This is a genomic window from Pontibacter chinhatensis, from assembly GCF_900113285.1.
Taxonomy (GTDB): domain Bacteria; phylum Bacteroidota; class Bacteroidia; order Cytophagales; family Hymenobacteraceae; genus Pontibacter; species Pontibacter chinhatensis.
The window spans coordinates 514,797-537,334 of the sequence record NZ_FOOT01000001.1 but is presented as its reverse complement, the minus strand read 5'-3'; the positions used below and the strand labels follow the sequence as shown (position 1 = coordinate 537,334).

Below are 22,538 nucleotides of genomic sequence, written 5' to 3'. Positions count from 1 at the left end.
AAGAAAAAGCCTCTGCCGCTGTGCTGGCAAAGGCTTTTTATACTTTAAAAAGATGGTTTACAAAGTATAAGCCCTCAGGAAACGGATGCTTTGCTGTATGTCGTAATGCAGCACCCGGTCTGTAGAGACAAACGGCACCTGCTCCCGGTATGCCTGCACCAGCTTCTCCAGTGGCGCTGAGCTTTGCAGGGGCCTGCGGAATTCAAGGGCCTGCGCCGCATTCATCAGCTCGATGGCCAATACCCGCTCGGTGTTGTGCATCACCTGATACGCCTTGGTGGCAGCGTTGGCGCCCATGCTCACGTGGTCCTCCTGGTTGTGTGAGGACGGGATGGTGTCCACCGACGAAGGCGTGCACAGCTGCTTGCTCTGGCTAACGATAGAGGCCGCACTGTACTGCGCAATCATAAAGCCGGAGTTCAGGCCAGGCTCCGCCACCAGGAACGCTGGCAAGCCCCGCTGGCCAGAAATGAGCTGGTAGGTTCTACGCTCGGAGATGCTGCCTAGCTCGGCCACGGCAATCGCCAGGAAATCGAGCGCCAAGGCTAGTGGCTGCCCGTGGAAGTTGCCTCCTGAGATGATTTCATCCTCGTCCGGGAAAATGTTCGGGTTATCGGTTACAGCGTTAATCTCGGTTAGAAAAACCTGCTCCACGTAATGGATTGCATCTTTGCTCGCCCCATGCACCTGCGGAATGCAGCGGAAGGAGTAAGGGTCCTGCACATGCTGCTTCTCTTGCTTAGTAAGTTGGCTACCGGCCAGCAGATCGCGCATGGTGGTGGCCGTTTCCAACTGGCCTTTATGCGGCCGCACCTGATGGATGAGCTGGTTAAACGGCTCAATGCGCCCGTCAAAGGCATCCAGCGACAGCGCACTCACCACATCGGCCTGTGCGGATAGACGTTTAGCCTGGAGTAGATTGTACACGCCATACGCGCTCATAAACTGCGTTCCGTTCAGAAGGGCGAGGCCTTCCTTTGCCTTCAGCTTTATTGGTTCCCAACCGAACATCTCCAGCACATGGCGGCTTTCTATCTTCATGCCCTGGAAGTATACTTCGCCCAGGCCAAGCAGGGGCAGGCACAGGTGCGCCAGTGGGGCCAAATCACCGCTGGCGCCGAGCGAACCCTGCTGGTACACCACCGGGTATACTTCGCGGTTATAAAAGTCAATCAGGCGCTTTACCGTTTGCAGCTGCACGCCGCTATGTCCGTAGGCAAGCGACTGCACTTTCAGGAGCAGCATCAGTTTCACCACCTCCTCCGGCACTTCCTCGCCGGTGCCGCAGGCGTGCGACATCATCAGGTTGCGCTGCAGTTGCTCCAAATCGGCAGGGGAGATCTTTTTATCATACAGCGAGCCAAAGCCGGTATTGATGCCATAGATGCTCTGGTGCGTGTTGGTGATTTTCTGCTGCAGATACTCAAAGCAGCGCACAATCCGCTCTTCTGCCTCCTCTGACAGGGCTAATGTATACTTGTCGCGAAGGATGGTGCCGATGCGCTCCAGTGTCAGGTGCTGGCTGGAGATATGGTGTACCTGGGCCATACTTACTTCAATTTTGCGATGATTTCCTCCACGGTCAGGTCCTGCTGTTCTCCCTGTTTCATGTCACGGAGCTTCAGTTTGCCGGTGGCCATTTCCTCAGAACCAATCAAGATCACATAAGGGATGCTTTTTTGATCCGCGTAGCCCATCTGCTTCTTCAGCTTGGCTGCTTCGGGGTATAACTCAGCGCTGATGCCGGCATCGCGCAGTTGCTGCAACACAGGCAGGGCGTACATTTCAGATTCTTTGTCAAACTGCACAATCAGCGCGGTGGTGCTCTGCTGGCTGCTCTCCGGGAAAAGCTGCAACTCCTCCATCACATCATATATACGGTCTACGCCAAAGGAGAAGCCCACCCCCGACACGCCTGGCAACCCAAACATGCCCGTCAGGTTATCGTAGCGACCGCCTCCGCTGATGCTGCCCATGCTCACGTTATTTACCTTCACCTCGAAAATACAGCCGGTGTAGTAGGAGAGGCCCCGGGCCAGAGTTACGTCCAGCATCAGGCGCGGCTCACCCGAGGCGTTCTCGGCTGAAAGTGCCTTGCTTTGCAGCCCCTGCAGGTAAGTCCATACCTGGCGTAGGTCATTCAGTCCGCGCTCGCCCTCAGCAGTTTTACCAAGCATATTTTGTAGTTGCTCCAGTTTCTCTTCGTTGCTGCCGCTCAGGTCGTAAAGCGGTTCCAGTTGGTTAACCGCTTTCTCGGCAATGCCCCTTTCCTGCAGTTCTTTGCGCACGCCCTCGCGGCCAATTTTATCCAGCTTATCAATCGCCACGCAGATTTCGCCCTCGCGGCCTTTCTCTCCGATAGCCTCGGCTATGCCAGCCAGCACGCCGCGGTGGTTAATCTTGATGGTGAAATCCGTGAGCCCTAGATCTGTTAAGGCTCCGTTGATCATTTGCACGATCTCAGCCTCACAAAGCAGGGAGTTGGTGCCCACCACGTCGGCGTCACACTGATAGAACTCGCGGTAGCGGCCCTTCTGTGGACGGTCGGCGCGCCAAACGGGCTGGATCTGGTAACGCTTGAAAGGGAAGGTGATCTCGTTGCGGTTCATCACCACGAAACGGGCGAAGGGCACCGTCAGGTCGTAGCGCAGGGCTTTTTCTGAAATTTTACGCGTCAGGTGCTTGTAACCCTGCGCAATATCCTCTGAATTGGTTTTGGCCAGGAAGTCGCCGGAGTTCAGGATCTTGAATATAAGCTGGTCGCCCTCATCGCCATACTTGCCCGTCAGCACCGACAGTTGCTCCATGGCAGGCGTTTCGAGTGGCAGGTAGCCATACTTTTCGAAGGTGCGCCGGATGACGCTGAAAATATAGCTACGCTTGGCCACCACGGCAGGGCCAAAATCTCGTGTTCCTTTCGGTATGGTTGGTTTCTCTTTGCTCATGCTCTTGCAGGTTTGCCGGCGAAGTTACTAAAAGTGGAGCAAAGGTGGGAAGGATCCGTTAGCTAAGGTGGCAGAAGTATAAAAACAGCTTTTCTATACTTTAAAAAGCAGCCTTATCGCCCCGGATGACGTTGTAAACCGTGTAGAAGATGATCTTCATGTCCAGCCAGAAAGACCAGTTCTCCAGGTAAAAGATGTCGAGCTTCACACGACCTCTGATCTGGTAGGAGTAGGTGGTGTCCCCACGGTAACCACGCACCTGCGAAAGACCTGTAATGCCAGGCTTGATGAAATGGCGCACCATGTACTTGTCTGCTACCTGCGCATATTCCTCGCCAAGTTTCAGCATGTGCGGCCGCGGCCCCACAATGGACATATGACCCAGGAACACGTTGAAGAACTGTGGTAGCTCATCTATACTCGTCTTCCGGATGAACGCCCCGACACGCGTAATCCTGGAATCTCCTCTTTTGGCCAGCAGCTTGTTTGCATCCTTGTTCACATACATGCTTCTGAGCTTGTAGCACTCAAAGTTCTTGTTTCCTATACCCGACCTGATTTGCTTGAAAAATATGGGTCCTCTCGAGTCAATTTTAATGGCAATGGCTACGAGCGGCAACAGCCACGAAAGTATAAATACAATCACAAAAAGCGAGAAGAAGATATCGAAGGCCCTTTTGACAAACTTGTTAACCGCATCGTCTAAGGGGATGTTACGCACCATCAACACCGGCAACACATCATAAAAGTCAACCTTGAATCGTTGGTAAGTATAGCTGTTCGGCTCCGGCAGAAATTTGATTCTGACCAAATGATCGTCGGCAAAGTTGAGTAACTGCTTTAATTCATTTCTATTCAGCTCATCCGGGCAGCAATAAATTTCGTCTACTTCGTTTTGGAGCACAAACTCCTCTATACTTGAGATAGTGCCCATAACGCCATCCTTCTTAAGCTTTCCGTTATCGCTAAAGAAGCCTAAGAACTTGTAGCCAAACTCGGGGTGGTCTTTAAAAAAATGCTGCAGCTCTACCGCCATCTCATTATGGCCAAGTATTACAACTTTTCGCAGGTTATAACCCCTTGACCTGTAGACTCTTAAAGCAGTGGTTACTGCAATGCGCCAGCCAATCACACAACAGGTTAGAAGTAAGTAGCTAAGTAGTAGCGCCTCTCGGGGAATGTACTGGTAGTTAAGTATATTTAGAACCGCCTCAATTAGTAAGATATATAAGACTATCGTTTTTAAGGCGATAAATAAAACCCTTATCCTTCGGGTAACCCGGTGTATCTTGTAGGTTCCTAATAGTATGGTACATACAAACCAACCTGTTAAGGAGAGAAGAAAAAAGATGAAAGTTGTTTTATCCAGGCTATTTGATACACTTAGCCAGGCTATACTAACAGACAATAAAATGGCTCCTACATCACCAATTATATGTATCAGTTTAATGTATTTTGAGTAGCGGCCGGACATGCTTTGGGAAAGTTTCGAAGCTGATTTTGTAAGGATTTAGACCTAAATTAAATTTCTTGTGGTAACTCTGCTTAAAAGTATGAATAACATAAAGCTAATAAATATAATACCTTGAGCACTTGATAGGGTAGATTCGGTTATCGAACAAGTTATCACAAGTATAAGAAACATACTTGTAAGCCAGGATTTTCTTCTTATTGCTTCAAATAAAGCATAAAAGTAGCAAAATAGCAGAACAATTAAGCCAGATATACCAATTGCGACTGCTGTATCCAGGTATTGGTTATGGGGATCAAAACGATTTTCAGCCGCATAGGCGAAATTACGTTTTTTGTAGGCTTCTACCATTTCATTTTTTACATCACCGGTACCCACACCCAAGGGGTTTTCACTTATCACGTCAATGGCACACACCCATTTGGCCAGTCGCAAGTTTACGCCGTTCCATTTTGAATCGCTGTCTTCCCCGGAAAAATGATAGGTACCTTCGGTGTTGGTGAAGTCGTAACTAATGTTGCGCAGGCTCTTGAACCGGGCTACTGTTTGGGGGAATAACACTGCAAGCCCCATCAGAAATACCATCAGGGCGGCTACGATAGGCAGTGCATACTTCAACTTGCCATACCTTATACCGACCACCACCAAGCTCGTTACCAGCATAACCAACACTATTGCTAGTGAGGCCCTGGTGGCTAGCAAAAACAGAAACAGCAGCAGGAATATGATGGTGGATATGGTTAAAACTTTCTTCTTTGAACTGCTCTTGCCCAGATTTTTCCATAAATCATCTACCAGGATAAGAATGGAGAAAACTACATACATCGCATAGAAGACAGCCCTTTTATCCATAATTGACACTAGGCCATCGCTGAAAAAATAGTTAAAATCATTCTTCTCCAGCACTACAAAACTCTGGTAAATCAAGGCGACCAAGCTAAGACCCGCGCATACATAAGCAAAGGTGAGCAAGGTTTTGCGCAGATATTCCCGCTCAATAGAGGCAGAGCCCAGGATAAGGGGGAAAAGCAACAGTGGGGCTTTCGTTTCTAAGCTTTTAAAACCCATTTGAGTTTCATCGGTATAGAACACGCCGATGAAGTATAACACAAAGAGAGCCTTGAAAGCGAGCGCTACCGGATTTTTTTTTAGACGTTTGTACTTGTCTACAAACTTTCCATCCACAACCCAAACAAGGCCGAGCACCATAACAGCCAAATTTGTTGGCGCCAGTTTAGGCGAGAAAATGGAGACACTCAACAACAGCAGACTGATGAAATATGCCTTTTGAATGAGGTCCTGCTTCGGGGGAACAGCACGGGTAAGGAAAGTTTTCATTTGAGCAGAATAGCTTTTGCTTTTGCCACAATACTATAAGGTAGTGCACTTAGGACAAAATTTCTGGCTAGGCCTAATAGGAAAAAGGGGGAAGCCGTCTTGTTGTCTAATAGGATTTGGATTTTGCTTTTTAGCTGTGTCCTTCGCTTTGTATAAGATATGCCTTTGTCATTCACTTCACAGAATGTCAGAACTTCGGGAATAATGTAAGTGTTAAACTTTCTAACAAAACGGAAGAAAAAAGCATAATCTTCGGCCGCCTTATAGTGCGTAGGATATAAACCTATTTCGTCTATGGCCGCTGTCCGGAACATAACTGACGGATGAATGAAGCTGCACTTAAGGTACATATTCCGTATGATGGCTTGATGCTCGGCTGGAGCCTTGTACGTATAGACCTTTTTACCTTGCTCATCTACAAAATCCACCCAAGATCCAATGAGGTAGACATCAGGGTGAACGTCAAGGTGCTGCTTCTGCTTCATAAACCGGGTAGGTGAGCAAGTGTCACCACAGTCCAGCCGCGCGATGTACTGGCACTGCATCTGACTCTGAATATACCTTAAACCATTATTCAATGTGTCTTCTATACCCTCATTTACCTTGTTATACAGGAAGGTAAGACGAAGTTCGTGCTGGAACAACTGGCGAAGCTTCTGTTCATCAGGCTTTGTTCGGCTGCCATCATCTACTATAAGTACATCGATTGGGGAAGGAAAAGCAATAGAAGCCAAGGATCTTTGCAGGCCTTCAGGGTTATTATAATGTGGTATTAGAACGACAATATCATTGGTCATGCGCAGCCAGTTTTACTTTATTTGATTCTATTGCCAGAAAAATACCCATGTAAAGCCAAATAAGCGCGTCAGTTCCTCTGAATTGAATAAGAGAAGCTATAAAGTATACCAAAAGGATAATGGCAATAGGATTACTTAGTCGGGATTTAAGCGCCTTGATGCTGATGTTATAAACGGTGATCAAGTATAAGAATAGGCCAATAAAGCCAAACTCAATCAGAAGTTGCATATATAGGTTGTGCAGGTTATCTTCTATATAGTCGATACCTGAAACAGACTCAACCGCATAAATGCCGTTACCAGCGCCATAGCCTAATAATTTACTTTCCCACAATGCTGTTCCGTAGTAACGCCACATAGCAAACCTTCCAGCCATACCCTTATCGGAGCTGTCTCCAAACTCAGCGAAGCGTTGCAGGGCGTATACTTTCTCAGCCAGGTTATCCAAATCAATGAAAAAGACAAAGGCCAACAGCGAAAGCAACCCAAGCGTAATAATTGCTCGTCTTTCCTGCCTGGAGGTGGTTGCCGAAATAAACTTAAAGCCTGCAACCAGAAAAGCAATAACAACACCAACCCTTGATGCATAAATAACGCTTACAGTCAGCGTCACAACAAGCAGCAGGTAGAAGAGTCTTTTCCGGTTACTGAAGAGAGCTGTATTAAGCCCCAACCAGGTTGCTTCCAAGTTAGTACCGCCTCCATAAAGGGTATAGATGTCCGGATGTCCGTCAGGCGCTTTCATGAACCGCTTTATTTCCGGAATATGAAATAAAAGTTTACCCACGATGATGATGAACACAAGCAATGCCGCTTTCTGCAACACATTCATGATTTGCTCTCGGGGAACAGCACCTGCTATATAGTATCCTATGATGAAAGCGTAAAACGCGAACAGGTGGTTTATTATGAGTCGGTTGAAAGGGTAAACCAGAAAAAGCAGGATAGAGATAACAGTTATACCTGCGAAGTATTCAAAAATATAAGCCGGTACTTTAAGAAGCTTGTTTTCCGATCGTAAAAACAGGCAAGGAATAAATAAAAGCGAAAAGAAATGGTAAAATTTTACCGACGATTCCTCTACTACCATAAAGCCTGTCAGCGTAAGCGTCTGCAGGTTCAGGAATAAGAAAAACAGGAACAAGAATAAACTGAAGCAGTTAACCGTAAGTCGCATTTTATTTAAAGGCCAGCTGTTAGTGCTTTATACAGGCTCAAGCTGCGGGTAAAACGTAAAAATAGGAAAATAATGCACCAGGTAACTAATACTGCTTCTTTATTGGAGATATGCGTGTCCGGTAAAATGTGTTGATGAAGGCCAGTGGAGTATTGCTTAATGCCTGGGAGGTCTTGTACCGCAGAATGGTCCAGCAGTAGTAGGCACGATGGCTAACCTTGTTGCCGAACACCTCATTCTTTGCCCGTAGTACTTCCCGGTAGCAACCGACAATGTTTGCAGACACGCCACCCAATCTCATGTTAGCAATAATATGGTCTACATGAATAAATTTTGCGCCGGCATTGTACAAGCGAAGCAGCAAATGGTAGTCCATCGCCAGTTTATAGTTAAGGTCAAAAACGCCATGCTTCTCGTAAAGGCTCTTGCTTACAAAAACAGTAGGGTGGTTCAGGCTCATCTCGAGTGGTAAGATGTCGAGGTTAGGCCTTGCCTGGTGAGCCTTGCTGCCATCCTCGTTCCAGTATTGCTTGTTGCCATGCAGAACACTTCCCGGCTCATATTGGGCAACCATTCGTGCTACAGCCTCAGGTTCATACCAGTCATCGGCATTCAATATACCTATCAGGTCTCCGGTTGCCAAGGCGATACCTTTATTAAAAGCATCGCTAATGCCCTTGTCGGGTTCGCTTTTCCAGTAGGCTAGCTGGCTGTCATACTTCCGGATAATATCTAGTGTGCCATCCGTAGAACCGCCATCCACTATAATGTATTCTATATTCTGATAGCTCTGTGAAAGAACACTTTGAATGGTCTGTTCCAAGTACTTTTCACCATTAAAAACAACAGTGATAACTGAAACCAAGATGCCATCTCGTGTTCCTGTGTTTGTGTGGTTTAGACGATAACCTCCTTCTAACGTATGAGCCATGGTAATTAAGGAATGGTTTGTTAAGATGCTAGAGCGCTTGCAGGTGTTGAACAATGCTTTTACCAGCAATCTCGGCGTACAGCTGCTGGTACTGGCGGGATACAACCTTTATGTCATACACCTTTTCACTCCACTCCCGTGAATTTTTTTCCATTTGGTGTAGGGTTTCTCTATTCTGCATCAGCCACTTAATTTTGCTAACAGCCTCTTCTGCGCTAATAAAGCTGAATCCGTTGTAGTCGTTTTTTACCAAATCTTTGTTCCCGACGCAATCCGACAGCAGCAGGCACTTCCCTAAACTAAGCGCTTCAAGAACAGAGAAGGGCAGCCCTTCCCACAAGGAGGTAGAGAGGTAAAGGTCGGCAGCACTGACAGTCTTTTCCACTTCCTCTTTAGGAAGCCAACCCGTGATGCTGATGTTTGCTGCGTTTAAAACAGACCTTTGTTCCCTTTCTCCTTCACCAATCCAGACAAACTTCACTTCTTGTTGATGGATGAACGAACTAGCTATCTGGTTGAAAAGGGTAGGGTTCTTCTGTTCCGTAATCCGTCCACAGGTAACAATCGTAAATGGTTCTCCGGGCTCAACTAGAGTCTTTGGTGCCGGTATGGCAGGGAGCACGGTGCCATTGTTAATAAACGAAGTCCTGATGCCTATCGATTCGTAGCTGAGTGCTTCGGAGGGAGAGCAGCAAACTACTTGTCCAGATAGCTTATTGGCCAGCTTCTCCAGCAGAATATAGAGCGATTTCTTTTTTGGAGAAACATCGGCCCGGGCAAAAGGGGCTCCATTGGGTGTATAGATAACCTGCTTTATACCTAAAAGGAAACAAGCTGCCCTGCCCAGAAAACCTGCCTTGGAAGAGTGCAGGTGTACCACATCAATCCTAGGTATTTCCTTTAAAATTCTGATGAGTTCTGTCAGAGCTTTTACGTCCTGTCCGGGTTTAATCTCCCTTTGTGCATGGTGCCAGTGAATGAACTTAACTCCTTGCGGGAACTTAGCTTTTACTGTTTCGGCACTGGTTTCATCTGCCCTTTCTCCATGAATGACAACATGCTCGCAGGAAGTATACTGTGTCAGCAAATTAATGAAATGTGCTGTGCCAGCCGCAAAACACTCAACTACATGGACAACTTTCATCTAAAACGAAATAATAATTCTGGATTTCGAGGTACAAATTTATGACATTCCATCAACGAAAACGGAATGGCGGCATATTATCTACTTTAAAGCCATTTACCTCTGGTATATATTACGATGTATACCAGAGGTAAATGGCTTTAAAGTATACTCAGTAGCTAAAGATGTTTGCTAACAAAAGAATTGATTGCTTCTGATACATGCGCAACATCTTCTTCGGTATGAAAGAAAGAAATCGGAAGACTTAATGTGGTGGCGTGGATTTCCTCCGAAATTGGGTAGTTTCCGTCAAACACACCTGCCAGACCTTTCTGTTGATGCGGAGGGATAGGGTAGTGGATTTCAGTTTTTATACCTCGCTCCAGCAGGTATTCTTTAAGCAGGTCTCTTTTAGGTGTTCTGATATTGAAAATATGGTACACGTCAAAGTAGCCGGTTTCTACAACAGGTTTAATCACCTTATCGTTCAGTTGACCGAGATACACGTTGGCCAGTCGTCTTTTATGCGCATTGATTTCATCCAGGCGCTTAAGTTTCTTGCTCAGAAATCCCGCCTGCACTTCATCCAATCTGGAGTTATAGCCTATGTAGTCATTTACATACTTAACACGGGAACCGTAATTTCTGAGCGCACGGACTTCTTCTGCCAGTTCTTCGGAAGCTGTAGTAACAGCACCAGCATCCCCGAGCGCACCTAAATTTTTAGTAGGATAAAAGCTGAACGCCCCAAAGTCCCCGAAACTGCCTGCCATTTTCCCATGCTGAGTAGCTCCATGCGCCTGGGCGCAATCTTCTACTACTTTCAAGTTATGAGCTATAGCTAACTCCATGATCTGGTCCATCCGGCAGCACTTGCCATACAAATGCACCACCATGATAGCTACCGTATCTTTTGTGATTTTTTCTTCTATCTTCTCAGGGTCAATATTATAGGTCCTGATGTCAGGCTCCACCAACACAGGCTTAAGGCCAGCATGCAGGATGGCAAGTATAGTAGCGATGTAAGTGTTAGAGGGAACTAACACCTCCTTGTTTTTTGGAAAGTCGAAAGCCTTGAGGGAAAGAATAAGTGCATCCAAGCCATTGGCAACGCCCAGGCAGTGCTTAACGCTACAATAGTTGGCAAACTCCTTTTCGAAGTCGCTTACGTTTTTACCCAGTACATACCAGCCACTGTTCAGGGTTTCTTCAAAACCCTGTTTGTAATCTTCGAAAAAAGGCTTGTTCAGCCAATATAGGTTTTCGTAATCAATCATTAGTACCTGTCGAATATATAGTCCTTATGGTCATAATACTCTGATGCCAATACCATTAGGATTGCGTCATCCGTGAAATTGAACATTTCATGCCAGTCTTCCGGCTCCAAAATAAGGCACTTTTCTGGCTTATCAAGGACAAATTCCTGTTGCTCTGAGCCATTGTCGTTGTAAATGTGGCAGGAGCCCTGGATACAAATAGCAGCTTGTATGGTCTTGTGATGTCTGTGGCCCCCTCTTCTTGACTCATCCACACCGTAAATGTAAAATATCCGCTTAATGTCGAATGGGATAGATTTTTCAATAACAGTAAGATTTCCTCTTTTATCAGTAAAGGTTTTTAAATCAATTAGTTTGGCCATGCTTTGATGAATTTATTAATGGGGTGAATGTTATACTTTCCTTTTAGGAAGTTCAAGGTATTCTTTTTGAAGGTGGACAATCCTTTGCTTGCCGGTAACCACAAATCTAAACGGCTATCAAGTTTCTTTAACATTTTATAGTGCTGCAGGTAAAGTGCTATGTAAGGGCCGTATAAAAGGTCTACAATTTTTTTGGGGAGGTTGTATTCGCATAGGTTCAACTTGCTGTCAGACAGAAACCTAAGCCCATGGAAGTGGTAAAAGTTCAGTCTGTACTCCTGCCCCTCAAAAGTTGCGTATTTCTCTGAGCCTTTATTTTCAATCCTGTACTGTTGCACGTTCCAAGGAGCAACTCCACCGGCTGGATTTTGCAGTACATGCACTTTTTCAAACCTGGTTTCCCAGTCATCCAAATACTTCTGGTCCCCGAACTTACCGTCTTCTACTCGATTGTAGCACCAGTCCAGGCAGGCACCCCGCCACCAGTGCAGAGCAGCCATGCTTTCCGGCTTATTTTTAAATGTCATGAACTGAACACAGAACTTTCCGCTCAGGTGAGTCTCGTCATACTTTGGAGTATACCTGTGTAGGGTCAGGAGTATTTCATTTTCGCCCATCTCACCCAGCAAATGGGCTGGGTCATCATAAAAGTAAATGTCCGAGTCAATGTAGGTGCAGTTTTCAAGACCGAAGGTCTTGATGCAGTATAGTATAGTAGATGGGGTGCATGTCCAGCAGTATTCACCTCGTGTTCTGGTAGGCTTTACCGCCAAAAGCTCTTCGTCTTCAAAATCTGACAGTGAAATAACTGTGGTATGTGCTAGGTTCAGTTGTGTCAGTATCTCATAGCATTTAGCGTCGAAAGCAAAAACATACAGGTGGAAGCTCTTGGCATGCTGCATGAGCGAGCTGTGCAAATTAAGCCCGTAAGGAAGGAACTTCGAATCAAATAGGGTACAGAAATTTAACATGGATACAGTTTATAAGACAGGTTTTCTCCTGAAAATAAAGCCTTGGTAATTGATTATCTTCCCTTGGTAGGATAAGGTAATATCAGATTTAAAGTTTTCTATTAACTCATAGGAGTTAGCCGCAAATACAGCTAAAAACTCTTTTTTATTAAAAATCCAGGAGGGGTAGCTTGCCTTGTAGATCGCAGGGTTTACACGTTGAACTGTAATTTTGCTGGCTTCATTGTTGGGGGTAAACCCAGTCAGGTCCACAACAATGTATTCTATATTTCTCTCGAAGAATTGGGCCAACAGCTTGTAGGGCTCCTCCAGATACTGCAGCACAGATGAAAATAAAACAGCCTGTGGAAGGGTGTTTGTATAACAGGCTGCAATATCTTCGTAAAACCTGAGCTCATTATCCTGAAATAGTTGCTGACCTACCTCCACAAACTGCTTTTGTTCTATGATATTCCACTCAACACTGCTCAACTGACGCAGAAATTTTCGGTTTTGATAATAGGAGCTACCTAGCGAGCCGCCGAAATCTATGATTTTGAGTATGCCTGAATTTTGGGCTGCAATCCAGTTCAGTGCTGCTAAAGTCGGCCAGGAGTACTCAACGGTATCGAAGATTACAGAGTCTCTTTCGAAAACAGCTTCGCCATTCTTTACTTTCAGAACAGCGTCCTTTACCTTTAGTATAATCTCTTCATCATGATAACCGACACAGTCCTTCTGTGCTTCCTGCCAACTGCTATAATCACCAAACCAACCATACTTTGATGGAAACAGCTTGTTCTTAAAATCTAATAAGATAGGGGGAACAAATTTTTTAAGTTTGTTCATCGTGTTAGGAAATTAATGAGTCTTTGTTTCAACCCTACTTTTGCGTTTTTTCTGAAAAAAGCTTCAAAAGACTTTCTGGCTTCGGTATTTTCTTCAACCTCTATTTTTTCAATATGGGCAAAGGTTTCTTCTGACAGTTCTTCATCGTTATAATTACCCGTGCTGTCAGAGTGTGTGCCACTTGAGTCCAGACCAATATTCATGACCAGAGACTTCGAAGGGTACAAGGTATATCTATTTTTTAAGAATGCAGAAGCATACCACCGTATTGCCCAGGAATCGTTCTCCCCATTTATCTGTTTCTGCAACATTTGAGTATAGGGGTAGGAGTTGTTGAAGTTAAACTCCCTACTAAGGTTCTGATCTTTTATCTGATCAAGAAGTTTTTGCCCGTCTCTTTCAAACTGTTCCCATCCTCTTTTCCACGTCGCCCAGCCCCAGCAGTCTGCCCCTTTCAGAAAAAAGGTCTTCATACCACTTAGTTCAATCGGATAAGTATAGGCGTGAATAGAGATTACCTGCTCATCTTCCTCATAGACACTCAGGCACTTGTTCATGTAAGTGAGAAAATAGGGAGAGGTCACTAAGTCATCTTCCATTACTATGACTTTTCCATATTTATGCACAACCTCCGTCACTCCCCTGATCACAGATTCGGCAAGACCAAGATTCTTATCACTTTCAATGATATGTATTGATTTAAAGCCCCTGATGCTTCGGATAAACTTCCTGACTTGCTGCACACCATTTATGGCAGCACTATTTTTAGCCCCATCGGCGTATATGTATAGATCGCTGTCGGCGCTGAGTTCATTCTGAAGCAAGGCCTCGACCGTCTTTTGGGTATGTATGGGACGGTTGTAAACAAATAAAACTATAGGAGCCAAACTCATATACAAGCAGGGTTCTATATCCCTAAACAGTTATCGTTTTTATAAAATATGGTGGTGCATTTACGCAAGTTCAGGCCCGGAGCCATACCCCAGAATGGGATTTCCCTGAACCCCTTGTCTTTCAGAAAGTCTATTCCTGGCTTATACTCTTCTCTCTCGGAATCATCTAACACTATGACGCCGCCATCACGTAATGCCTTCAATGATTGAAAGCAACAATTTACCCGATCTCTACCATCAACTACTATAACATCGAATTGAGTATTTAAACTAGTCGCAAATCTGGCGTATTCACCATCCCGGATTAGTTCTTTGTAGTAGAGCTTTGCATTAGCAGGGAGGCGTATACTGATTTTGCTGTACCAGTCCATGTTGTGTTCTACAGCATGCACTTCATGCACACGCTCTGCATAGAATAGGGTCGAATTTCCAGAGCCATACTCAAATATTCTCATGTCCTTGTGTAATCTTCCAATTATGAAATCAATAAATGGATATGTTACCCAGGGCAAAGGCTTTTGCTCCAGATCAACCGGCATTTGAGACCTATATGAATTAAGCCAGCCTGTGTCGAGAAGGTAACCCTCAAATTTTAAAGACAACAAGGCTTTAGAAACCTTATAATCTGTTAGTGTATTGAAAGCCTTTAAAATTGTTTTAGCCATTTATACCGAGGTTAAGTAAGCATGAGCAATATAAGGAGTAAGATTAGTTGTTATGTTGAGCGATGATGTTAAGGGCCTAGCTGGTTAACAGAAGTATATAACTTAATAAATTAAGCTCTTGCTAATATAAATGATTTCAACAGCTGTATGGTACTATTTCTTGTCCTTTTGAACAGGATGGGAAATAGAATAGCAGAGCTACTGTATGATATTAGGGTTGCCCATGCAGCCCCTATACCTCCATACTGGGGTATGAGGATTATATTAAGCAACACGTTCACTAACGTAGCCAGAGATGTGAAGATCAAACTATACTTCTGCAGATTTTCGGCAACCAACCAATATCCTCTTGCTGTACCCTGGAAAACAAAAATACTCGCCCAGATTGAAATCATTAGAATATTTCCAGCCTCAGCAAACTGCTCCCCATATAATACATATACTATCCAGTCACTTAAAAAAGCAACAGGAATCGTAATGAGAATTGCTATCCAAGTCAGAAATGTATAGAGCTGCTGCAACCTCTTGTTAAATAATTGTTGCTCTGTTCTTTTTGCGTTGAGGATTGCAGGAAACAGAGAAGAGCATATAATGACAGGTATGAAAAAGAATAATTCGCTTATTCGGACACCGGCCGCATAAATGCCTACTACATGTTCGCCTACCATATTTTTGATCATCACCTGGTCAATCCTCAGATAAATCATCACAGCAAGGCTACTAAGAATCATAGGCCATCCATCATGTAATAATCTATTTGCGACAGACTTATCGAAGTATTTGAAAAAGTTATAGTCCTTAAGGCCCAGCTTGATTTTTCTATTATAAAAATTGAGGTATAACGATAAAGCAAGCGAAATCTGATCTATCAACGCAATGAGCACAAACCAAAAAAGCTCAGCGCCTGTTACGACAAAATATACTTTAAGAAGAGAGGAGACCAGCAGTTGAATAAGTTTGCTTATTGAAACATACTTCGTAAGCACCTTGGATCGGAAATAAAAGTCCAGCACCTCAAAGCTCTGAAATATAATACCGGCAGATATGATCAGTATATAGAAGACAGTGAGGTAATCATCAGAGGAAATAATGCTTATGAAAGTAATTAATGCAATGGTTAGGATAGCACCGGCTAATTTGAGCCAAAATGCTGTTCCCAGGTACACAGCTTCCTTTTCCGGGTCATTCACTAGGTCCCTAACTAAAATCTCGTCCATCCCTAGTTTTGCCAGACCTGCAAAAATGGAGGTAAAAGCTATAACGTAATTATAGATACCGAACTGATCGGGACCAAGGTACCTTGCCACCCAAAGGCCCACCAAAAAACCAGCTGCCATCCGAAGCATTTGCTCAGCAAAAAGCCATCCCGTATTATGTGCATATTTTTTTACACCCGCGCTGCTCAGAGGCTTCTTGATTCGTTCTACTAGCTTCAATTTAAAGGATGGTGCTTAAGTTAATGCATAATGGACACCATTCGACCAATTAAGTAAAAAGGTGTCGGACAAACTAAATTAAACAAACTTTCGATTTGGTAGAGTTTATAGGAAGTGCATCTGTTTCGTAGTGGTGCTGTCTCATAAAAACAGATTGTTGCTCATACCCTTTCGGGAGCTGTGGGGAATTGTTGTCTTCATGTAGTAGTAGGTAGAGTAGTAAGAATCACTCTATTTACGTTTGTGAGTCGGTGTTGGCTGTTCAATATTAGAGCGCAAATATAGTTAAATTAATAAAAGTAATTCTGTTTCATCTGTGCCATTTAAACTTACCTTGTATATTTGCCCAAATTTTAAATTATGCCACATATTAGTGAACAAGAGAACAAACCAATGCGCAACTCGCCTGATGAGATTGATTTAATGGTAGTTTTTAGATACCTGGGAGAACTTATCGGAAAGGTACAACGTGGAGTAAACTCTGTTTTCAGAATAATTTACAAGCGATTTTTATTAATCTTTTCTCTGATAGCCATAGGCCTTGGGTTAGCGTTCGCACTATTCTCCTTAGCTAAGCCATACTACACATCCTCCATGACACTGGTGCTTGCAGAAATAAGGAACCAGTTCGTTGATAATCAGCTTCAAAGGCTTTCTGTAATGGTTGGGGAAGGCAACTATGAAGCCGTCGCAGAAGATCTAGATATCAATATTGATGCAGCCAGGCAAATAAAAGAGATGAGCTTCTCAAATCTAGATGAAAATAGAATAGCAGAGGATAGTGTACTTACCGGCTCTCCGTTTGAGATTGAGCTCTCCTTATACAATAATGTCTTATTCCCGACGATGGAGGTGGCACTTGCTAACTACCTGGAGAATAACAGATATTTTTCTAAACAGAAATCGATAAAGCAGCGCGAGGTGGAGAGTATGATTAACAGGCTCAAAGGTGAAATTGCTGCACTTGATAGCGTAAAAACTTCAGCGGCTACTCCTCGGGGACCAGTTAACGGATTTGTATATGGCGAGCCCCTTGACCCAGCGAACTTGTTCAAAGAAAGTATAACGATGTACCAGAAGCAGGTAGAGTTAGAGGCTAGTTTAGAGCAGCTTGATAATATCCAGATTGTGAATGGCTTTGCACCTCGTTTAAAGCCAACTGGGCCAAAATTGTCGTTATACCTTTTGATTGGAGGAGGTATTGCTTTTATAATTGGAACTATCGTTGCTGTAAATCTTGAGAAAAGGAAAAATAGCGTAAAAGTATAGTAAGAACGTTAAGTATAAACAGTAAGCCCCGCAGCAAATATTTGCTGCGGGGCTTACTGTTTATACTTAACTCTTAACACTACTCATCTTTCCGCATCACCCAACTCAGGTTATACAGATCCCTGCGGCGGTCTTTCAGATTGCGGACGCTGCCGGCTGTGTTCAGGTCTTTGAGCAGGTCGAGGTCCAGGTCGGCGATCAGGGTCATCTCCGTATTCGGGGTGGCTTCGGCTACCACTGCGTCGTGCGGGAAGGCAAAGTCGGAAGGGGAGAAGACCGCGGATTGGGAATACTGGATGTCCATGTTCTCCACTTTTGGCAGGTTGCCTACGCTGCCGGTAATGGCTACATAGCATTCGTTTTCGATGGCACGGGCTTGGGCGCAGAGGCGTACACGCAGGTAGGCGTTTTTGGTATCGGTCCAGAAGGGCACAAACAGGATCTTCATGTCCATGTCAGACAACATGCGGGCCAGTTCCGGAAACTCTACGTCGTAGCAGATCAGGATGCCGATTTTGCCAATATCGGTGTCAAAAATTTTGAGCTTGTGGCCGCCACGCATACCCCAATAATGCGACTCATCGGGCGTGACGTGTAGCTTATACTGTGAGTCATAGGTGCCGTCGCGGCGACAGAGGTAGCTTACGTTATAGAGCTTGTTATCGTAATACTCCGGCATACTGCCCGCAATGATGTTGATGTTGTAGGACAGGGCAAGGTGAATCATACGCTCACGAATTTCCTCTGTGTACTCAGCCATACTTCGGATAGCCTCCGAAGGAGTGTCCTCGTTTGAGAGGGCCATGAGGGGCGCATTAAAGAACTCCGGGAACATCACGATATCTGACTTGTAGGAGCTAACCGTGTCCACGAAGAACTCTACCTGCTGCATGAAATCATCAATGTCTTTGATGGCCCGCATCTGCCACTGCACAATCCCAATGCGCACAACCGTCTTCTTACCGCCGATGAGTTTGTTCTTCTCCTGCTCCTCATAGTACACGTTAATCCACTCCAGCAGGGTGGCATAGGCCCTGGAATCTTTATCATCTGGCAAATAACCTTTCAGGATGCGGCGCACGTGAAAGTCGTTGCTCAGCTGGAAGGAGAGTACCGGGTCTGAGAGTTCCTTGTTGCGCACCATCTCAATGTACTTGGCAGGCGTAAGCTTGTTGGCGTAGTCTTTATAGCCAGGAATTCGGCCGCCGGCAATAATGCCGCGCAGGTTCAGTTTCTCGCAGATTTCTTTGCGGGCGTCATACAGACGGCGTCCGAGGCGCAGGTTGCGGTAGTCCGGGTGCACGAAAACGTCAATACCATAGAGCGTGTCGCCTTCCGGGTCATGGGTCTTGAAGGAGCCCTTGTCTATTATCTGTTCGTAGGTGTGCTTGTCGCCATACTCATCGTAATCTACTATGATACTTAAAGCAGCAGCCACTACTTTGCCATTATCCTCTATGCATATTTGGCCTTCCGGAAACTTCTTCAGCAGGTTTGAAAATTCTTTGCGGGTCCAGGCGCCGTCGATGCTGGAGTAAACGATCTCCATTATCTCTTTTACTTCCTTGTAATCCTTCAGCTCCAGCTGACGCAGCAGCAATCTATGTTCAAAGCTTAACTCTTCTCTTTCGCTCATTATATGTTAATCCTTATTTATACTTGTAGCTATATACGTGTGCTTGTTATACTTTTGATTTATTTCTTGCACGAGTGACTGAAAGTATAACTATACAAAAATAAACAGAGAAGCGCAGTTTATGGCTGCGCTTCTCTGTTTTAGATCGTGTGGAGGCAGCTGTTTATACTTCTATCTCCGGTATTTCGCCCTCAATAAGCAGATTGCCTTCCGTAGCGGCCTTTATCTCCTCAACCGTTACGCCAGGAGCCCTCTCCAGTAACTTAAAGCCTTCTTCCACTACCTCAAGCACAGCCAGATCCGTCACGATTTTTTTCACGCAGTTAAGTCCGGTAATAGGTAGGGAGCACTCTTTCAGTAGTTTGGAGGAGCCGTCGCGGGCGGTATGCTGCATGGCCACAATGATGTTCTTTGCCGAGGCCACCAAGTCCATCGCGCCACCCATACCTTTCACCATTTTGCCCGGTATTTTCCAGTTGGCGATATCTCCGGTTTCGGATACCTCCATGGCGCCCAGTATGGTCAGGTCCACGTGCCCGCCCCGTATCATGCCAAAACTCTCGGCTGAACTGAAGATGGAAGAGCCCGGCAGTGTGGTTATCGTCTGTTTGCCCGCGTTAATTAAATCAGCGTCCACTTCATCTTCGGTAGGGAAGGGGCCCATCCCCAACAAACCATTTTCTGACTGCAGCACCACTTCTATACCCTTTGGTATGTAGTTGGCTACCAAAGTAGGGATGCCGATGCCCAGGTTCACATACATGCCGTTTCTGAGCTCCTTTGCTATACGCTTCGCTATTCCGTGTTTATCTAAAGCCATTTTGTTCAGGGTTAAGCAGTTCTTACAGTTCGCTGTTCTATTCTTTTTTCATACCCCTCGCCCTGGAAGATGCGCTGCACAAAAATGCCGGGGGTATGGATCATGTTTGGGTCAAGTGCACCGGCAGGCACAAGTTCCTCTACCTCTGCTACTGTTATCTTACCGGCTGCGGCCATCATAGGATTAAAGTTGCGGGCAGTTCCTTTGTAGATAAGATTCCCGGCGGTATCACCCTTCCAGGCTTTTACAAAGGAGAAGTCGGCTTTGAGCCACTCCTCCAGCAGGTACATTTTGCCATTAAACTCGCGGCTTTCCTTGCCTTCGCCAACTTCAGTACCAAACCCGGCAGGTGTAAAGAACGCTGGGATACCGGCTCCGCCGGCTCTAATCCGCTCTGCCAGCGTACCCTGCGGAATCAGCTCTACCTCCAGTTCGCCGCTAAGTAGTTGCCGCTCAAACTCCGCATTTTCGCCTACATAACTCGCAATCATTTTTCTTACCTGTCGCTGTTGTAGCAGCAGGCCAATGCCAAAGTCGTCTACGCCGGCGTTGTTAGAAATACAGGTGAGTTCCTTTACACCCAGGCGCAGCAGCTCCCGAATGGCATTTTCAGGTATGCCGCAAAGCCCAAAGCCGCCAAGCATCAAAGTCATGCCGTCCTCAACGCCCCGCAGTGCCTCCTGTGCGTTTTTAACAGTTTTGTTGATCATAGTTTTTTGTAGTTTTCTACCCAGCTTTAATTTATATATAAAAAAGCCAATACCTAAATATACTCTTCGTTATTTGCCTGAATAGGTTGTGATTATTAAGTGGTATAGCTGTGATTTCACAGAAAACATCCCTCGCATTACACCTCCTTCTCTTTTCCAAAGTATATGTCGGCCAGAGCATGAGTTAATTCCATACATATACGCTGGAACCGGTAATTCACAAAAAAAGCGACTACATGTATAGCCGCTTTCTCTAGTTGTTCTTGCTCTTAACTTACCTGCTTTCCAACACATGTGCCGTTGCCTGTTTATCCTTCTCGAGCTGTTGCCTTAAGGAGTCCAGGCTTTCGAACTTACGTTCTTTGCGCAGTTGTTCTACAAAATGCACCGTCATCTCCTTGCCGTATAAGTCGCCTTGGAAATCAAGAAGGTGCACTTCGAGCCTTAATTTCCTGCCATCTACGGTGGGCCTGAGGCCGATATTCATCATGGCTGGGTAGCGTTGGCCTTTAACGGTAGCCCACACAGCATAAACGCCATCTCCGGGTATAAGTTTGTGAGTAGGGGGGAGTGCCAGGTTTGCGGTTGGAAAGCCTATGGTGCGGCCAATTTTATCGCCTTGCTCCACCACAGAAGTCAGGCTATATGGACGCCCCAGGTAGCTGTTGGCCGTCTCTATATCACCGATCTCCAGTGCTTTTCTGATCTTGGTAGAGCTAACGCCCACATCATCCACATCCTGTCTTGGAATTTCCTCCACCTCAAAGCCATATTGCTCCGAGCGCGCTTTCAGGTGCTCAAAGCTGCCTTCGCGATTCTTGCCGAAGCGGTGGTCGTAGCCGATGACGAGCACCTTGGTATTGATGGCGCGTACCAGTATATCGGTGATGAAGCTGCGGGAGGAGGTGCGGGAGAATTCCTTTGTAAAGGGGATGATGAGCAGGTAATCGATGCCGAAGCTGCGGAGTTGCTCGATGCGCTCTTCAATGGTAGAGAGCAAACGAAGGTTATTGTCCTCCGGGAAGAGCACCAGCCGCGGGTGCGGCCAGAAGGTAATCACCACGCTCTGCCCGTTGCTCTGGCGCGCGCGCTCCATTACCCTGCGCAGAATTTTCTGGTGGCCCACGTGCACACCGTCAAAAGTGCCGCTGGTAACAACAGCGTGGCTCAACTCAGGGAAATCAGCAATACTACGAATTACTTCCATTCGCTTCCTCCAGCTGCTTTTTTCGAATCGCTACGATGTCTTCTATTGTCAGGGCCTTCTCGAGTTTATATTCCCCGATGCGGGTGCGCTCGAGCTTGGAAAGGTGGGCGCCCACGCCTAATTTCTGGCCCAGATCGTGTGCCAGACTGCGAATGTAGGTACCTTTGCTGCAAACAACCCTGAACGCGACCTCCGGCCCATCTATACTAATAATGTCGAAGGCGTGTATCGTTACTGTACGCGACTTCAGCTCAACGTCTTTGCCTTTGCGAGCCAATGTATAAGCGCGCTTCCCATCTATCTGTACGGCCGAGTAAATAGGCGGCACCTGCTCAATGGTGCCAACAAAGTCCTTAGCAGCCTCTTTTATACTTTCTTCAGAGAGGTGATCGAACGCACATGTCTCTATCACTTCGGTCTCCCTGTCGTAGGAGGGGGTGGTTTCCCCGAGACGAATGATGCCGGTGTACTCTTTCTCCTGTCCCTGGATTTCGTCGATGCGCTTGGTAAACTTGCCGGTGCAAAGTATAAGCAGCCCTGTAGCGAGCGGATCCAGTGTACCGGCATGCCCTACCTTCTTCTCGCGGATAGTGTTCCGCACCTTCTTCACCACATCGAAGGAAGTCCAGCCGAGTGGTTTGTTAATGAGCAGTATTTCGCCGGCGGCAAAGTCGTATTGCAT

Annotated in this window: 21 protein-coding genes; 1 reads left to right on the top strand and 20 read right to left on the bottom strand. The window is 45.8% G+C overall.

All coding sequences use genetic code 11. The features are described from left to right. Positions 1–57 precede the first annotated feature (57 nt). The 15 genes from hutH to BM040_RS02265 all read right to left on the bottom strand — a co-directional run bounded on the left by hutH (position 58) and on the right by BM040_RS02265 (position 16,214). Positions 58–1,548, bottom strand: a complete 1,491-nt coding sequence (gene hutH / locus BM040_RS02335; protein WP_092098627.1) for a histidine ammonia-lyase — start codon at positions 1,546–1,548, stop codon at positions 58–60. A 2-nt stretch (positions 1,549–1,550) separates the two neighbouring features. Next, the gene (gene hisS / locus BM040_RS02330) at positions 1,551–2,945 is read right to left on the bottom strand and encodes a histidine--tRNA ligase (RefSeq protein WP_092098625.1); all 1,395 of its coding nucleotides are present in this window, start codon (positions 2,943–2,945) and stop codon (positions 1,551–1,553) included. Between the two features lie 100 nt (positions 2,946–3,045). Next, positions 3,046–4,419, bottom strand: a complete 1,374-nt coding sequence (locus tag BM040_RS02325; RefSeq protein ID WP_092098623.1) for an undecaprenyl-phosphate glucose phosphotransferase — start codon at positions 4,417–4,419, stop codon at positions 3,046–3,048. A 42-nt stretch (positions 4,420–4,461) separates the two neighbouring features. Next, positions 4,462–5,754, bottom strand: coding sequence for an O-antigen ligase family protein (locus BM040_RS02320; protein WP_092098621.1), 1,293 nt, complete (start codon positions 5,752–5,754; stop codon positions 4,462–4,464). Then, positions 5,751–6,551, bottom strand: a complete 801-nt coding sequence (locus BM040_RS02315; protein WP_092098619.1) for a glycosyltransferase — start codon at positions 6,549–6,551, stop codon at positions 5,751–5,753. Before BM040_RS02315 ends, BM040_RS02320 begins: the two co-directional genes overlap by 4 nt. Next, complete coding sequence (locus BM040_RS02310; RefSeq protein ID WP_175490948.1) at positions 6,541–7,641, bottom strand: O-antigen ligase family protein; 1,101 nt, start codon at positions 7,639–7,641, stop codon at positions 6,541–6,543. The genes BM040_RS02315 and BM040_RS02310 overlap by 11 nt, the downstream gene beginning before the upstream one ends. A 172-nt stretch (positions 7,642–7,813) precedes the next feature. Next, a complete protein-coding gene (locus BM040_RS02305) occupies positions 7,814–8,659 on the bottom strand; it encodes a glycosyltransferase family 2 protein (protein ID WP_092098615.1) in 846 nt (281 codons plus the stop codon). Between the two features lie 28 nt (positions 8,660–8,687). Continuing rightward, complete coding sequence (locus tag BM040_RS02300) at positions 8,688–9,803, bottom strand: glycosyltransferase (protein ID WP_092098613.1); 1,116 nt, start codon at positions 9,801–9,803, stop codon at positions 8,688–8,690. Positions 9,804–9,961: 158 nt separating this feature from the next. Further along, complete coding sequence (locus BM040_RS02295; RefSeq protein ID WP_092098611.1) at positions 9,962–11,059, bottom strand: DegT/DnrJ/EryC1/StrS family aminotransferase; 1,098 nt, start codon at positions 11,057–11,059, stop codon at positions 9,962–9,964. Then, on the bottom strand, positions 11,059–11,421 hold the full coding sequence (locus BM040_RS02290; protein ID WP_092098609.1) for a sugar 3,4-ketoisomerase: 363 nt from the start codon (positions 11,419–11,421) through the stop codon (positions 11,059–11,061). Before BM040_RS02290 ends, BM040_RS02295 begins: the two co-directional genes overlap by 1 nt. Beyond that, positions 11,409–12,392: a hypothetical protein gene (locus BM040_RS02285; protein WP_092098607.1), complete on the bottom strand. Its 984-nt coding sequence runs from the start codon at positions 12,390–12,392 to the stop codon at positions 11,409–11,411. The genes BM040_RS02290 and BM040_RS02285 overlap by 13 nt, the downstream gene beginning before the upstream one ends. A gap of 9 nt (positions 12,393–12,401) precedes the next feature. Next, entirely contained in the window at positions 12,402–13,220 is an 819-nt protein-coding gene (locus tag BM040_RS02280; RefSeq protein WP_092098605.1) for a TIGR04325 family methyltransferase, read from the bottom strand. Beyond that, entirely contained in the window at positions 13,217–14,044 is an 828-nt protein-coding gene (locus BM040_RS02275; protein WP_245756068.1) for a hypothetical protein, read from the bottom strand. Before BM040_RS02275 ends, BM040_RS02280 begins: the two co-directional genes overlap by 4 nt. Positions 14,045–14,127: 83 nt before the next feature. Continuing rightward, positions 14,128–14,778 carry a class I SAM-dependent methyltransferase gene (locus BM040_RS02270; protein WP_092098602.1) on the bottom strand — a complete coding sequence of 217 codons (651 nt, stop codon included), beginning with the start codon at positions 14,776–14,778 and terminating at the stop codon, positions 14,128–14,130. A 110-nt stretch (positions 14,779–14,888) separates the two neighbouring features. Continuing rightward, positions 14,889–16,214: a flippase gene (locus tag BM040_RS02265; protein ID WP_217646681.1), complete on the bottom strand. Its 1,326-nt coding sequence runs from the start codon at positions 16,212–16,214 to the stop codon at positions 14,889–14,891. 360 nt (positions 16,215–16,574) lie between these two features. Between BM040_RS02265 and BM040_RS02260 the strand changes: the two genes are divergently transcribed. Next, positions 16,575–17,483 carry a YveK family protein gene (locus BM040_RS02260; protein ID WP_092098600.1) on the top strand — a complete coding sequence of 303 codons (909 nt, stop codon included), beginning with the start codon at positions 16,575–16,577 and terminating at the stop codon, positions 17,481–17,483. Positions 17,484–17,562: 79 nt separating this feature from the next. On the opposite strand, the gene BM040_RS02255 is transcribed toward BM040_RS02260, so the two are convergent. The 5 genes from BM040_RS02255 to truB all read right to left on the bottom strand — a co-directional run bounded on the left by BM040_RS02255 (position 17,563) and on the right by truB (position 22,538). After that, positions 17,563–19,119, bottom strand: a complete 1,557-nt coding sequence (locus BM040_RS02255; protein WP_092098598.1) for a bifunctional GNAT family N-acetyltransferase/carbon-nitrogen hydrolase family protein — start codon at positions 19,117–19,119, stop codon at positions 17,563–17,565. A gap of 163 nt (positions 19,120–19,282) precedes the next feature. Continuing rightward, positions 19,283–19,939 (bottom strand): CoA transferase subunit B, encoded by a 657-nt coding sequence (locus tag BM040_RS02250; protein WP_092098595.1) that lies wholly within the window; start codon positions 19,937–19,939, stop codon positions 19,283–19,285. A gap of 11 nt (positions 19,940–19,950) precedes the next feature. Then, a complete protein-coding gene (locus tag BM040_RS02245; protein ID WP_092098593.1) occupies positions 19,951–20,649 on the bottom strand; it encodes a CoA transferase subunit A in 699 nt (232 codons plus the stop codon). Positions 20,650–20,923: 274 nt separating this feature from the next. Further along, positions 20,924–21,856, bottom strand: a complete 933-nt coding sequence (locus tag BM040_RS02240; protein ID WP_092098591.1) for a bifunctional riboflavin kinase/FAD synthetase — start codon at positions 21,854–21,856, stop codon at positions 20,924–20,926. Next, a complete protein-coding gene (truB, locus tag BM040_RS02235; protein WP_092098589.1) occupies positions 21,840–22,538 on the bottom strand; it encodes a tRNA pseudouridine(55) synthase TruB in 699 nt (232 codons plus the stop codon). The genes BM040_RS02240 and truB overlap by 17 nt, the downstream gene beginning before the upstream one ends.